12 protein-coding genes are annotated in these 13,416 nt (G+C 72.0%); 7 read left to right on the top strand and 5 right to left on the bottom strand.

Going from position 1 to position 13,416, the window contains the following annotated elements:
- The first annotated feature begins 167 nt into the window (after window positions 1–167).
- On the top strand, window positions 168–809 hold the full coding sequence (locus ACFXB5_RS30885; RefSeq protein ID WP_385213876.1) for a site-specific integrase: 642 nt from the start codon (window positions 168–170) through the stop codon (window positions 807–809).
- 201 nt (window positions 810–1,010) lie between these two features.
- On the opposite strand, the gene ACFXB5_RS30880 is transcribed toward ACFXB5_RS30885, so the two are convergent.
- From ACFXB5_RS30880 to ACFXB5_RS30870, 3 genes are read right to left on the bottom strand one after another with little or no spacing between them, the layout of a single operon-like run.
- Window positions 1,011–2,072, bottom strand: coding sequence for a 4-oxalomesaconate tautomerase (locus ACFXB5_RS30880; RefSeq protein WP_385213825.1), 1,062 nt, complete (start codon window positions 2,070–2,072; stop codon window positions 1,011–1,013).
- A complete protein-coding gene (locus tag ACFXB5_RS30875) occupies window positions 2,069–2,830 on the bottom strand; it encodes a 4-carboxy-4-hydroxy-2-oxoadipate aldolase/oxaloacetate decarboxylase (RefSeq protein ID WP_385213822.1) in 762 nt (253 codons plus the stop codon). Before ACFXB5_RS30875 ends, ACFXB5_RS30880 begins: the two co-directional genes overlap by 4 nt.
- 57 nt (window positions 2,831–2,887) lie before the next feature.
- Entirely contained in the window at window positions 2,888–3,538 is a 651-nt protein-coding gene (locus ACFXB5_RS30870; RefSeq protein WP_385213819.1) for a GntR family transcriptional regulator, read from the bottom strand.
- 205 nt (window positions 3,539–3,743) lie between these two features.
- On the opposite strand from ACFXB5_RS30870, the gene ACFXB5_RS30865 reads away from it, so the two are divergent.
- Complete coding sequence (locus tag ACFXB5_RS30865) at window positions 3,744–6,299, top strand: polysaccharide lyase family 8 super-sandwich domain-containing protein (protein ID WP_385213874.1); 2,556 nt, start codon at window positions 3,744–3,746, stop codon at window positions 6,297–6,299.
- Here the strand turns inward: ACFXB5_RS30865 and ACFXB5_RS30860 are convergent.
- Complete coding sequence (locus ACFXB5_RS30860; RefSeq protein ID WP_385213817.1) at window positions 6,280–7,890, bottom strand: APC family permease; 1,611 nt, start codon at window positions 7,888–7,890, stop codon at window positions 6,280–6,282. The genes ACFXB5_RS30865 and ACFXB5_RS30860 overlap by 20 nt on opposite strands.
- 179 nt (window positions 7,891–8,069) lie before the next feature.
- Here ACFXB5_RS30860 and ACFXB5_RS30855 point away from each other — a divergent pair, with 179 nt between their 5' ends.
- The 4 genes from ACFXB5_RS30855 to ACFXB5_RS30840 all read left to right on the top strand — a co-directional run bounded on the left by ACFXB5_RS30855 (window position 8,070) and on the right by ACFXB5_RS30840 (window position 11,362).
- A complete protein-coding gene (locus ACFXB5_RS30855; protein ID WP_385213816.1) occupies window positions 8,070–8,933 on the top strand; it encodes a polysaccharide deacetylase family protein in 864 nt (287 codons plus the stop codon).
- A gap of 84 nt (window positions 8,934–9,017) precedes the next feature.
- The gene (locus tag ACFXB5_RS30850; protein ID WP_385213871.1) at window positions 9,018–9,551 is read left to right on the top strand and encodes a DoxX family protein; all 534 of its coding nucleotides are present in this window, start codon (window positions 9,018–9,020) and stop codon (window positions 9,549–9,551) included.
- Between the two features lie 211 nt (window positions 9,552–9,762).
- Window positions 9,763–10,824, top strand: coding sequence for an alpha/beta fold hydrolase (locus ACFXB5_RS30845; protein WP_385213813.1), 1,062 nt, complete (start codon window positions 9,763–9,765; stop codon window positions 10,822–10,824).
- Window positions 10,825–10,891: 67 nt separating this feature from the next.
- Window positions 10,892–11,362: a hypothetical protein gene (locus tag ACFXB5_RS30840; protein ID WP_385213811.1), complete on the top strand. Its 471-nt coding sequence runs from the start codon at window positions 10,892–10,894 to the stop codon at window positions 11,360–11,362.
- Between the two features lie 132 nt (window positions 11,363–11,494).
- On the opposite strand, the gene ACFXB5_RS30835 is transcribed toward ACFXB5_RS30840, so the two are convergent.
- Window positions 11,495–12,262, bottom strand: coding sequence for an NPP1 family protein (locus tag ACFXB5_RS30835; RefSeq protein ID WP_385213808.1), 768 nt, complete (start codon window positions 12,260–12,262; stop codon window positions 11,495–11,497).
- A gap of 281 nt (window positions 12,263–12,543) precedes the next feature.
- Here ACFXB5_RS30835 and ACFXB5_RS30830 point away from each other — a divergent pair.
- The coding region (locus ACFXB5_RS30830; RefSeq protein ID WP_385213869.1) for an ROK family protein at window positions 12,544–13,416 on the top strand (873 nt) is incomplete at its 3' end.

The raw sequence follows: 13,416 nt of genomic DNA, 5'->3' as shown, positions 1-13,416 counted from the left end.
CGCGGGTGTGGGCTAGCCGCCCCCCCCCACCCCCGGGGCGCGGGCCCCGCGCGCCACGGCGCTCGGGGGGGGGCCCCCCACCGGCTTAAAAGAACGCCCCCCCCCCACCCCCAACCGCCGGCCCCCCGGCTCCGCCGGACCGCACCAAGGCCCTCGCGGAAAACCAGATCGCGGCCCTGTGGCGCCTGGACGTCGCCCTGCGGGAGAAGACGTTCTGGAAGATGCTCTACGAATCGGCGGCACGGGCCGACGAGGTGCTGTGCCTGAACGTGGAGGACCTCTACCCGCAGGACAAGCGCGGCAAGATCACCGCCAAGGGCGGAGCGACCGAGTGGATCCATTGGCAGTCCGGCACCGCTCAGTTGCTGCCCCGCCTGATCGCCCGCCGTACCCACGGCCCGCTGTTCCTCACCAGCCGCAAGGCCCCGGCCGGAACGCCGACGCTGGACGTGTGCCCGGAGACCGGCCGGGCCCGGCTGTCCTATCGGCGGGCTGAGGAGATCTTCAAGGAGAACACCCGGTTGCTGGCCAACCCACTCGCCTCCCCGGATGACATCGAGGACCTGGACGGCTGGACGCTGCACCGGATCCGCCACAGCACCCTGACGCACGACGCCGAGGGCGGCACCTCCACCCCTATGCTCTTGGCCCGCTGCCGCCACGCCTCCGTATGCTCCCTGGAGCGGTACGCCCGCCCCGGCGTCGACGCTGTCGCTCGGCACGTCGCGGAGCGCGACCCCGCCGCTCGCCGTCGGGGTCCGGCGTATTCCGGCTGCCCTCGTTCTCGGTCAGCCCGAGGATGGTGGTGAAGAACCACAGGCTGCGGTCGGGGTCGGGGGTGAGCAGTTCGACATGCCCGAGGTGGGCGATGTCCCCGAGCGGCGGGGTCATCGGCAACTCCTTGAGTCGAGTGGGCAGGGGGAAGGCATGGTGGTGCCGTAGCAGGAGAAGAGGGGTGGTGCGGGCGCGGAACCGGGCGCCGGATCAGGCGGGACGGGGCGGGCGCCGGATCAGGCGGGACGGGGAAAGACCGTGCCGTCGAAGATCTTCCGTGCGGTGCGTACGACGGCCGTTCCTCGCGCCACCGGAGTGGCGCCGTGGTCCACGGACGTGTCGATGTCCAGGAAGCCGGTGGGGTGTTCGATGCGCAGCCGCTCCCCCGTCGCCGGGAGCCGGGCCACGTCCTCGCCGACGTTTCCCTCGACGCACAGCCCGGCGGCGACACTGGCGGCTCCCAGGACGCCGATCGCCGTGTGGCAGCGGACCGGGATGAAGGTGCGGGTCATCACGGTGCCACCGTGTGCGGGCGGGGACAGCAGGCTGAGCTTGGGCACGGTCGTGGCACTCACATCGCCCAGGCCCATCAACCGGCCCGCCTCCCGCCGGATCTCCTGGAGCCGGGCGCCGAGCGCCGCGTTCGCCTCCAGTTCTCCGGGGTCCTCATGGCCGGTGACGTCCAGGGCGGACGCGGCGATGAGCACGGTCGGCATGCCGTTGTCCACGCAGGTCACCGGGGTGCCGTGGATGAGGTCGCGGGCGTGGCCGGTGGGCAGCAGCGGGCCGCCGCCCTGCTCGAAGCCGATCACCATCGGGGCGGCGGAGCCCGGGACTCCCGCGATCTCGGCCGAGCCGGTGTAGTCGACGCGCCGGTCCGGGGTGGAGACGGTCACGGTGGCGTGGTCACCGCTGTTGACCATCCTGATCCGTACCGGTGTCCGCCCGTCCCGGGCGGCGACCAGGCCCCGTTCCACGGCGAAGGGGCCGACTCCGGCCAGGAGGTTGCCGCAGTTCTGCCGGTCGGAGACCTCGGCCTTGTCCACGCCGAGCTGAAGGAACAGATAGTCGACATCGGTGCCCGGGTCCTGGGCGGCGGAGACCACGGCCACCTTGCTGGTGAGGGGGTGCGCTCCGCCGAGACCGTCGATCTGCCGCGGATCGGGACTGCCCATGATCCGCAGCAGCAGATCGTCCCGGGCGGCGGGGTCGGACGGCAGGTCCTCCGCGAGGAAGTAGGCGCCCTTGGAGGTGCCGCCGCGCATCAGCATGCAGCGCACGCCCTCCGGCCCGCTCATGAGACGGCCCCGCCGCGGACGTCCTGGGCGTACTCGGCGTACGGCTGGTACCGGACCCCGAGCCGGGCCAGCGTCTCCCGCAACCCATAGCGGTCCAGGCCCAGTTGGCCCTCGGCGAAGGCTGCCCGGGTCGCCTCCTCCTTCGCGGTGCGCGCCTCGGCCGCCTCGACGGCGGTGGCGGCGGACTGGCGCGGTACGCACATCACCCCGTCGTCGTCGGCGAGGATCACATCGCCGGGGCGTATGCACTGCCCGCCCACCACCACGGGCACATTGACGGATCCGGCCGTGGCCTTGACGGTGCCCTGCGCGCACACGGCGGCCGACCACACGGGGAAGCCCATCGCGCGCAGCTCGGCGGTGTCGCGCACCCCGGCGTCGATGACCAGGCCACGGATCCCGCGGTGCTGGAGCGCGGTGGCGAAGAGCTCGCCGAACATGCCGTCCGTGGACGGCGATGTGGTGGCGACGACGAGGATGTCACCCTCGGCACACTGCTCGACCGCGGCATGGATCATCAGGTTGTCGCCGGGCCAGCACAGCGCCGTGACCGCGGTGCCCGCGATGCGCACGTCCTGCTGGACGGGGCGCAGCCCCGGGGCGAGGCATCCGGTACGGCCCATGGCCTCGTGCACCGTGGCCACGCCGTACCCCCGCAGGGCCTCCACATGCTCGGCCCCGGCGCGTGGCGGGTCGGTGACGATCACACCGCTCGGCCGTGCGGCGGCGGGCGCGGCACCCGCGCTACCGTGCGTCATTTCTGATATCTCCTTGCTGGACAGGTCGGTGACCCACCCCGCGGCGCGAGCCCCGCGTCATTCGCTCAACGCGTCGATCACACTGGCGAGGTGGGCACGGACGGCCGCTTCGGCCGCCTGTGGGTCCCTGGCCCTGATCGCCTCGATCACGGCCAGGTGTTCACCCAGGGACCGCTGGGGACGCCCCGGCCGCAGCGCGAGCTGGAACCGATGGCGCACCAGCTGTGCGTTGAGCCGCTCCAGCAGCTCCACTGCCACCTGCTGACCGGAGAACTCCCGGATACGGGCGTGCAGTTGGTGGTTGAGGTCGGAGTAGGTCAGCGGTTCGCCGTCGGCGACCGCCTTGGACATCGCCGTGCCGAGGTCGGCCAGCTCGGTCAGCTGCTCCTCGGTTGCCTCGACGGCCGCCTTGGCCGCGCACAGCCCTTCCAGGACCATGCGGCATTCCGTGATGGCCACGGCCTCCTCCACGCTCACCACCCGCACCCGTGAGCCACGGTTACGGATCCGCTCGACCAGACCCTCGGAGGCCAGATCGATCAGCGCCGCGCGGATGCTCGCCCGGGTCACACCGAATTGCTCGGCGAGTTCGTTCTCCACCAGCCGCTGGGCCGGCGCCATCTCCCCGCGCAAAATCGCCTGCCTCAGCTGCTCCAACGCATGCTGCTTGGCCTGCTCTCCGGTGCCTGGACGAGCTTCCTTCGGCATCGATGCCCTCCCTGAGTGAGTGCCTGTCGAAGGTAAATCTAGGCCAACAAGATTGTCAACGATTTCGTTGCCCATATTGGCGACATAAATCGGCCCACGCGCGCCCGGTTCCAGCCCCATTCCGGCCCCGTGACAGGCGAAGCCGGGGTTGCTTCAATGGTCCGGCGGTTCCCCATCGGACCCCGTAGACCGTTGGAGCGTGCCCGTGCCTCTCTCGCGTCGTGCTCTCGTCTCCACGCTCCCGGCAGCCGCGCTGGCGGCCATGGCCCTGCCACTGCGCGCACGGGCCGCGGGACCCGCGGCCGGTGAAGCGACCGGTGCCGCTCACACCCGGCTGATCGACAACACCGTGGCCGTCTTCGCCGGCACGCGGGAGACCAACGCCCGCCCCGAGGTACGCGCCAAACTCACCTCCATCGCCGCGACCGCCCGCTCCCGGCTCACCGCGATGGACCGCGCCGGGCAGGGCGAGCTCTTCCAGGGCCTCGCCCTGGGCACCAGCGATCCCAACCTGGTCACCTCGTTCCAGTACCTCTACGAGATCGCCCTCGCCACCCGCACCCCGGACGGCGGCACACCGTCCGGACTCCACGGCAACACCGGTGTCCAGCGGCGCGTCATCGACGGCCTGATATGGCTCCACGAGCACTACTACGGCGATCAGTCGAAGGGCTACTACGGCAACTGGTTCACCTGGGAGATCGGCATCTCCACCCACGTCAGCAAGATGCTGGCGCTGCTCGCGGACGAACTCGCCGCCTACCGGCCCGATCTCGCCGCCACCTACGTGGCCTCGATGGACGCGTACCTGCGCAACGGCAAGGACGGCGACGTCGACCTCGACTCGCGCTTCCACACCGGCGCCAACCTCGCCGACATCACCACCAACCGCGTCCTCCAGGGCGCCGTCCTCGGCGATGACGCCCGGATCACCAAGGCCCTCGCCGACCAGCTGACCATCCTGGCCACCATCGACCCGTACGAGCTGCGGCACGGGGTCACCGACGGCTTCTACGCCGACGGTTCCTTCATCCAGCACGCGTCCGTGGCCTACACGGGCTCCTACGGCAAGGGCCTGCTCACCCGCGTGGTGCAGAGCGTCAAGATGCTCGACGGCACCGGCTACACGACCGACGACCGGCTGATCCGCGTCGTGCGGGGGTGGGTGGTGGACGGCTTCGCGCCGCTGATCTTCGAGGGCTGGCTGATGGAGATCGTCAAAGGGCGCGGGGTGTCCCGGCCGGCCACGGGGTACGCCGACGCGGCCGAGGTGGTGGAGGCCGTGGTGGGCCTCTCCGCCCATGCCACCGGCGCCGACGCCACGGCGCTCAAGGGCTATGTGGCGTATCTGCGGCGGACCTCGAAGGCCACGCTCGACCCTTCGGCGTTCGTGTCCCCGGTGAGCATCGCGGCCTACGCCGACATCCTCGCCGACTCCTCCATCCCGGCGAACGACCTCGGGCCCGCCGAGCGCCATGTGGCGTTCAACGCGATGGACAGAACCGTCCACCGGCGCCCCGGCTACGCCTTCGCCCTGGCCCGGAGCTCGTCCAGGATCAGCCGATACGAGTACATGAGCGGGGAGAACCTGATGCCCTGGTTCCAGGGGGACGGCGCCCACCATCTGTATCTGTCCGGCCAGGACCAGACCCAGGCGTTCGGCATCGACTACCTCACCACCGTCCCGCCCCAGCACCTCGCCGGTGTCACCGCCCCCGTGGAGACGCGCCGCACGATCCCCGAGCTGTACGGCACGCTCTGGTACGACAACCCCGAGCGTGGCTTCACCTCCTCCTCGGAGGCGCAGAACACCTATGTCTACTTCCCCCGGAGCACCCACCCGTTCTCCGGTGGCGCCGCCCTGGGGCCGTACGGGGTGGCCGGGCTCGTCCAGTCCGACGACGTGGCGTACGCCGCGAAGCGGGCGGGCGACCTGCCCGAGGACTTCGTGGTGTACCGCAACGCCGACGCCACCAAGTCGTGGTTCCTGTTCGACGACGAGATCGTGGTACTGGCCGCGGGGGTCGGCGATGCCACCGGCCGCGCGGTGACGACCACCCTCGACACCCGGATCGCCGCCCCCTCGGACACCCTCACCCTCACCGGGCGGCTCCGCGGCGGTGCGCCCTGGTCCGGCACCGGCACCGCCTCACTCGCATGGCTGCGCTACGCCAATGCCACCCGGGCCGCCTCGGTCGGATATGTCTTCCTCGACGGCCCACCCTCCACCGTCACGCTGGACACCGTCACCCGCAGCCGCCGCGCGGTCCGCCTCGCCAACCCCGACACCCCGGTGACCAAACAGCTCTTCGCCGTCACGGTGGAGCGGGCGGCGGGCGCGCCGCACACCTCGATGGCGTACGCCCTCGTCCCGAATGCCACCGAGCGCCAACTGGGCGGCTACGCCCGCCGTCCGCTCGCCGTCCTGGCCAACACCACCCGGCTCCAGGCCGTGGCCCACCGGGGCCTGCGGATCACCGCGCTCAACGCCTTCACCCCCGGCGGCCACCACGCCGGACGGCTGTCGGTGCGCGGGCCCGGCTCGGTGATCCTGCGGGAGACGCGGGACGGCGATGTGGCGGTCGCGGTGTCCGATCCGACCACCGAGCGCGACACGGTCTCGGTGGTCGTCCGGGGCCGGAGGATGAGGGCCGTGGCGGTGGACGACGGTGTCCGGGTGGGCCGGGTCCCCGGCGGCACCCGGATCGTCGTCACCACCCGGCACGCCTACGGCCGGAGCTTCACGGCGACGCTGCGCTGAGCCGCGAGGTGCGCAGGTGCTGGGCGCCCGCGCGGACCGCCCACAGGAACACGGCGAGCGCGAGAACGCCCACCGTCACGGTGTCGTACGGCGCCGGGAGACGGCCGGAACCACCGAAGGTGCCCAGCCACGACAGCACGGTCAGCGCGGCCAGATGGAAGACCAGCCAGGCGCCGCGCCGCAACTCCTCCCCCAGCGGCGCGCCTCCGTCCTCGCGGCGCTGCAGCAGGAACAACACCGCGCCGACCAGGACGAAGGGCAGCGCGAGCCGCAGATCGTGCCAGCCGGACCAGTAGACGAACTCGCTGGCCACCACGAAGCTCACCGGTGCGATCCAGCGCACCCCCGGCACCTGGCCCTCGGTCCGCGCCACTCCGCGCTCGCGGTCGTGTGCCCGGAACGCCGCGACGGCCACCGCCGAGGCCGCGTAGATCAACAAGTACATGTCGCCCATCACGCTCACGATGTCCTGCCAGCCGCCGAACGGCAGCATGAAGACGACGATGACCGCGAGGTTGAGCAGCAGCGCCCGGCGCGCCACCCCGGACCAGGGGTGGATGCGCATGAAGAAGCGGGGCAGCAGACCGTTCTTGGCCAGGGCGTACGTATGGCGAGCGTCGATGGCCACGCCCACATAGGCCGATCCGCCCGGTGAGATCACCGCGTCGGCGTAGAGCAGCGTGGCCAGCCAGTGGAGGTTGAGCACCAGGGCGAGCTGTCCGAAGGGCGACTCGAAGTCGACTCCCTTCCAGCCGTGGCCCAGCAGCGACTCGGGCACCGTGTAGAGGAACGCCAGCTGGAGCCCGAGGTAGACCAGCACGGCGAGGCCGATGCCGGTGAGCACCGCGGCCGGTACGGTACGGCGCGGATTGCGGGCCTCACCGGAGAAGTCGAGAGGGGCCTGGAAGCCGTTGACGGAGTACACGATGCCGCCGCCGGCGAGCGCGGTCAGGCAGGCCGCGTAGCCGTACGGGGCGAAACCGCCGTGATCGGTGAGGCGCCCGGAGTGGGTGCCGGACAGGAACAGCGCGACGATGGTGAGGATGGGGACGACGACCTTGAACACCGAGATCAGGTTGTTCAGCCGGGCGAATATCCGTACGGCGAACCAGTTGCACGCCGTCAGCACGACACTGAGCGCGACGGCCACCGCGAGGCCCGAGGCGCTCAGGGTGCCGCCGTTGTAGAGCCCCGGCAGATAGTGGGCGGCGTACTGCATGATCGCGCTGATCTCGGCCGCCGTACCGCCCACCGAGAGCAGCACCGACCAGCCGATCATCGTGCCGACCAGCCGTCCGCTGGCGTACAGCGGCCAGCGCACGGTGCCGCCGCCCTCCGGGCGGGTGGCGCCGAGCTCCACCATGACCAGCGCGATCAGGGCACACAGCACACCCGCCGCGATCCAGGACAGCAGGGCGGCGGGACCGGCGGTCTGGGCGGCGTACAGGGCCGCGAACAGCCACCCGGACCCCAGGATGTTGGAGAACCCGATCGCGGTCAGGGCCCAGAATCCGAGGTCCTTGTGGAGTCGTCGCTCCTCGGTGAGCACCGCCGACTCGGCGATGGACTCCGGTGGGTGGTTCTGCGGCACGATGGCTCGTCTCCTCGGTGGTGCACAAACGGGCAAAGGCCCAGCGTGCCATGCGTGCCGACGGGCTCCGCCGACGCGCCCCGGGCCCCGGGCCCCGGTGCGAGCCCGTGCGAGGCGATCGACGGAAAAACACCCCGCACCGGAGAGGAATCGCCGGATATCGGCCGGGGCGTGTTCTCATGCTTCAGGTGTCCTCTCCCTCCCGCCGTGATGTCCTGCGGTCCGCGAGCGGTGCCGTGGCGGCCACGACGTGCGGCGTCGGCTGCGGCCATCACGCCGACTCCTCGTCGCCCCGGCCGGCCGGTCCCACCGAGGCGCCCTCCTCCGGCGCGGCCTCGGACCGGGCCACGCCCGCCGGGCACGCGCCACGCGGACCGGTGCGCTTCCCCGGGCTGCCACCGCGGATCGCCCACGGGCCGCGCGGTGGAAGCGCGGTGGCCCTCACCTTCCACGGCCAGGGCGACGCGGAGCTCGCCCGCTCACTGCTGTCCGAGGCCGAGCGGGCGGGGGCCCGTGTCACCGTCCTCGCCGTCGGCACCTGGCTGGACGAGCACCCGGAGATGGCCCGGCGGGTCCTGGACGGCGGCCATGAGCTGGGCAACCACACCATGCGGCACCGCGCCGTGTGCGCCCTGCCCGCCGACGAGGCGTACGCGGAGATCGCCGAGTGCGCCGACCGGCTGCGCCGCCTCACCGGGACCATCGGCAGCTGGTTCCGGCCGTCGCGGGCCCGGACCGCCACGGACCTCGTGACCCGTCTCGCGGCCCGAGCCGGATACCCGCACGTCCTCTCCTACGACGTGGACTCCCTCGACTTCCAGGACCCGGGGCCGGACGCGGTGCGGGAGGCGGTCCTCGGCCAGGTCCGCGCCGGTTCGGTGGTCAGTCTGCACTTCGGCCACTCCGGGACCCTGACCGCGCTGCCCGCGGTCCTCGACGGTCTGCGCCGACGCGGTCTGCGCGCGGTCACCACGACGGAGCTGATGCACTCCGATGGCGTAGCAGCGACGGCGGGGCCCGGGAGGCGTACCGAGACTGGGTGAGACGCCGGGCGGCCGCCCGTGGTGTGCCCGTACGGGAGCGGAGGAGACACCATGCCCCGGAGCGGAGGAGACCCCATGGACCCCATGCCCCACCGCAAGGACCTCGGACTGCTCGCCCTGCGCCTCGGCGTGGGCGGGGTGCTGGTCGCGCACGGCACGCAGAAACTCTTCGGCTGGTGCGGGGGCGACGGTCTGGACCGTACCGCCGAGGTCATGGAGGCGATGGGCTTCCGTCCGGGGCTGGTCAGCGCCGTGGTGGCCGGGCTGGGCGAGGCGGGCGGCGGGCTGCTGCTCGCGCTCGGGTTCGCCACTCCGGCGGCCGGGGCGGCGGCCGCGGGGACGATGGCGGGGGCGGTGTCGGTGAACGCGCCGGCCGGGTTCTTCGCCCAGTCCGGAGGTTATGAGTTCCCGGCCCTGCTGGGGTGCTCGGCGGCGGCGCTCGGGATCTCGGGGCCCGGCCGCTACTCCCTCGACCACCTCACCTGCCATGTGCTGGACCGGCCATGGCTGATCGCGACGGCGTTCACCACGAGCGCGCTGGCGGCGGCCGCCGTGATCAAGCGCAGGATGGCGGTGACCGCGGAGCGTGAGCTCGCCGAGGAGGAGGAGTACGAGTAGAGACCCATCCACCCGAGTAGAGACCCATTCACCCGAGCGGAAGCCGATCCACCCGAGCGGAGACCGATCCACTCCACCTCGTATCACCTCTCCGGTCACCCCTCCGGTCACCTCTCCGGCAGGTGACGCACGGCGTGCGAGGGGCAGCCGCGTGCGCCATGGTGGATACCAGGGCCGGGGAGCGGTTCGCACTGGTGGAGGGTGGGTGCGGATGTTCAGCAGGCGCAGCTTCTGGAAGATCGTGGGTGCGGGTGCGGTCGGGGCACCGCTCGCCACCCGGGCCGCCACCGGCTCGGCGGAGGCCGCGGGGATGCTGTCGGACTCGGCGGGGCAGGGGTTGTCGGCCGCGCGGCCACCCCCGTCCTTCGCCGCCCTGCGGCAGATCAGGGCCGGGGTGCTGAACGTCGGCTACGCCGAGGCCGGTCCGGCCCATGGCCCCGCGGTCGTCCTGCTGCACGGCTGGCCCTATGACATCCACAGCTATGCCGAGGTGGCGCCCTTGCTGGCCGCCAAGGGCTATCGGGTGATCGCCCCCTATCTGCGCGGCTACGGAACGACGCGCTTTCTGTCGCCCCGGACGTTCCGCGACGGCCAGCAGTCGGTGTTCGCCGTCGATCTCATCGCCCTGATGGACGTCCTCGGGATCGAGCGGGCGATCCTCGCCGGATTCGACTGGGGCTCGCGAACGGCCGACATCGTCGCGGCGCTGTGGCCGGAGCGCTGCAAGGCCCTGGTCTCGGTGACCGGCTATCTGATCACCAACCGGAAGGCGAACAGACAGCCGCAGCCACCGAAGGTCGAATGGGCCTGGTGGTATCAGTACTACTTCGCCACCGAGAGGGGTGTGCTCGGACTGGAGAACCCCGACTACCGACGCCAACTGGCGCGGCTCGTCTGGCGGTTCAACTCCCCGACATGGCATTTCGACGACGCCACCTTCGCGCGCACCGCCGCCGCCTTCAGGAATCCGGACTATGTGCGCGTCGTGATAAACAACTATCGCTGGCGGCTGGGGCTCGCGGCGGGCGATCCCCGGTACGACGGTCTGGAGCGGCGTCTGGCCAAGGGTCCCGTCATCGGTGTCCCCACGGTCACGCTGGATGGCGGGCGCGATCCGTTCACCCCACCCGGGGGCGGTGCCGCGTACCGGGACAAGTTCTCGGGCTCGTACGCCCATCGGACACTGAAGGGCATCGGCCACAATGTGCCCCAGGAGGCTCCGGAAGCCTTCGCCGATGCCGTGGTCGAGGCCGACCGTCTACGACGGCGCTGAGCGGGGCGGCCGGGCCACTAGAGGCCACGGAAGGCCACGGAAGGCCAGGTCCTAAGGGGGGCAGGGAATGGCGGAGTTCGAGGTGGCCACCGGCGCCGCGGAGCTCCCCGCCGGCGACGACCGGGGCCGCGAGGCCGCGGTGCGGACCGCGTTCGAGGGGCTGCTGCAGATCCGCCGGCTGATGAACGCCGATACCGCGGGCCCCGAAGGGGTGCCCGCCGAGTGGGAGCGGCGTCAACCGGTGCGGGCCGTGGCCCTGGCGCTGGAGGCCGCCGGTGTTCCGCCGTCGGCCGTCGACGCGGAGGGCCGCCGTACGGCGACCGGATACTGCCTCGGCGCGGCGGAGCGAACCGGGGTGGTGCGGGTCGAGTGGCTGGGGCCGCCGGGAAGTGGCGCCGGGTACGCGGCGGAGGACGCGCTGCGGAACTGTGCGGCCGTACTGCGGCGGCTGGGCTGGGAGGCGCTGGAGTACCGGGGGCCGCGCCGCCACCGCTACCTCGAGGTCGAGCCGCCCCCGGCCGGGCCTCCCCGGCGCTGACCGGGGGGCCGACTGAGCCGGTGACAGGGGCGCTGACCGGGCCGGTGGCCGGGCCGCTGAACCGGCCGGTGGGCTACGCCCGGCCCCGGGAGGCGGGGGCTGACGCCGTGTCGCCTGCCGGGGCGGGGTCGCTCACGCGTTGGGGTCGAAGGGGATGTCGGACGGCTTGGCCTTCGCGAGGTGGGAGTTGAGCGTGCTGTCCTTCAGGCCGAGGGTGGCGCTGCCGAAGTCGGCCTGGCTCAGCTTGTCGCGCAGCCCGGCGGGGTAGCCGTTCCAGCCGACCAGCGCGGGGTACTGCCAGGCGTGGTAGTGGTTCTCCGGCGGCTCGTCGTTGGAGTTCGCCGGGCGGAAGCAGTGGGTGCTCAGGCCGTCCTTGTGGTACACGACCTTGGGGTGGGTGCCGTCCCAGCGGATCTGGTCCCGGTTGTAGATGTTGAAGTTGCCGTGGGCCGAGGTGGCGACGTACTTGGCCTCGTTGCCCTGCGCCCACACCACGACATGCTCCCAGTCGTGGCGGTGGCCGCCGAGACCGCTCCCGGCCACGGCCTGGTCCTTCTCGAAGTACAGGCCGTAGATGATCGCGCACCAGCCGTTGTTGCACTTGGAGCGGGAGTAACTGTTGGTGTTGTCCAGGTCCGAGGAGTCGTGGCACTGTCCGTTGAGGGCGCCGCTCGGGTTGAGCCCGCCCGCGATCGTCCCGTCGGGGCTGATGGCGGGCGTGGGGTAGCAGCCGTCGGTGTCGTAGTCGAAGGCCGGCTGGAACGTCTGCTCCGTGCCGTCCGCGTTGGCGGGCAGGGCCTTGGGCGGGTCCGCGAGCGCACTGCCCGGGAAGGCCACGACCAGCACGATGGCGCTGCCGAGGATGGCGGACACTCTGCCGATCCGCGAACTCTTCTTCACTGGGTCCTCCTGAACGACCGCGGCGTGGCGGCACACCGGGAAGGTGGGGGGTTGGCATGCTCAGGTCAGCATGATCGCATTCCTTGAACGGCGGCGGGAGATGTCGCCGTGAAGAAGAGTCAGCCAACAGCTATAGCAGGTGCGGTGGGGCGTGCTGGTGGAGGGTTCGGGCACCGGGCGGGGAAGGTGAGCGCCGCCCCGGCAACCTCGGTTTCCGCCGCGTCCGCGACGCCTGAACCCTCTTTTATTCCGGGGTGTTGACGAAATAGATTGGCGTGCGCATGCTGGTCGGCATGCACCCCCATCAGGACGGCCCCCTGGCCCGGCTACGGCGGGGACACGAAGACTTGGTACTCGACCTGTTGCGCAAACACGGCCCGCTCAGCCGGGCCGAACTGGGGCAGCACAGCGGGCTCTCCCGGACCACCTTGAGCGATATCGTCACCGAGCTGATCGAGAGCGGCGCCGTGGTCGCCACGGCGCCCGGAACGGCCCCGCGCAGGCGGGGGCGGCCGGTGGAGGCGCTGACGCTCAACCCCAGCGCGGGCCAGGCCATCGGTATCGACTTCGCCCGCCGGGCGGTGCATGTCTCCGCGGTCAACGTCGCCCACGAGGTGATCGGTTCGGCCGGCGAACCGCACGATCCGGGGCTGCCCTGGGAGGAGCGGATCGCCCTGGCCGAGCGGCTGGTCGGCACGCTCGCCGACGGCGCCCTGCGGCTGGGCGCGCTGAACGCCATCGGCGTGGGTGTCGTCGGCCCGGTCGAGGACCCCGACGCGGGGCCTGACACGGGGCCCGCGCAACCCTGGCCCTCCGCCGATCTGCCCGCCCTGCTGCGCAAGCGCTTCGAGGCCCCGGTGCTGGTGGACAACAACACCCGGCTCGCCGCGCTCGCCGAGGCCACCTGGGGCGCCGCGGCGGGCGGTCAGGACGTGCTGTATCTGCGGCTGTCGCACGGTGTGGGCGGCGGGCTGGTGGTGGCCGGTGCCCTGCACCGCGGGGCGTACGGCCTGTCCGGCGAGTTCGGGCACATCGCGGTCGAGTCGGGCGACGGACGATGTTCGTGCGGCGCCACCGGCTGCCTGGAGACGGTGGCCGCGGGCGGCGGCGAACTCGCCGCCTACCGCCGCGCGGGCGGCCCCGGGGATGGCCTG

It is taken from the genome of Streptomyces sp. NPDC059455, assembly GCF_042750115.1.
Lineage (GTDB): Bacteria > Actinomycetota > Actinomycetes > Streptomycetales > Streptomycetaceae > Streptomyces > Streptomyces endocoffeicus.
This window is presented reverse-complemented; position numbering and strand designations above follow the sequence as displayed.

Bases quoted from the DNA above. Each gene is read 5' to 3' on its own strand.
- ACFXB5_RS30880 (WP_385213825.1), bottom strand. From the start codon at position 2,072: ATGAGCGGGCCGGAGGGCGTGCGCTGCATGCTGATGCGCGGCGGCACC.
- ACFXB5_RS30875 (WP_385213822.1), bottom strand. From the start codon at position 2,830: ATGACGCACGGTAGCGCGGGTGCCGCGCCCGCCGCCGCACGGCCGAGC.
- ACFXB5_RS30870 (WP_385213819.1), bottom strand. From the start codon at position 3,538: ATGCCGAAGGAAGCTCGTCCAGGCACCGGAGAGCAGGCCAAGCAGCAT.
- ACFXB5_RS30855 (WP_385213816.1), top strand. From the start codon at position 8,070: ATGCTTCAGGTGTCCTCTCCCTCCCGCCGTGATGTCCTGCGGTCCGCG.
- ACFXB5_RS30850 (WP_385213871.1), top strand. From the start codon at position 9,018: ATGCCCCACCGCAAGGACCTCGGACTGCTCGCCCTGCGCCTCGGCGTG.
- ACFXB5_RS30845 (WP_385213813.1), top strand. From the start codon at position 9,763: ATGTTCAGCAGGCGCAGCTTCTGGAAGATCGTGGGTGCGGGTGCGGTC.
- ACFXB5_RS30840 (WP_385213811.1), top strand. From the start codon at position 10,892: ATGGCGGAGTTCGAGGTGGCCACCGGCGCCGCGGAGCTCCCCGCCGGC.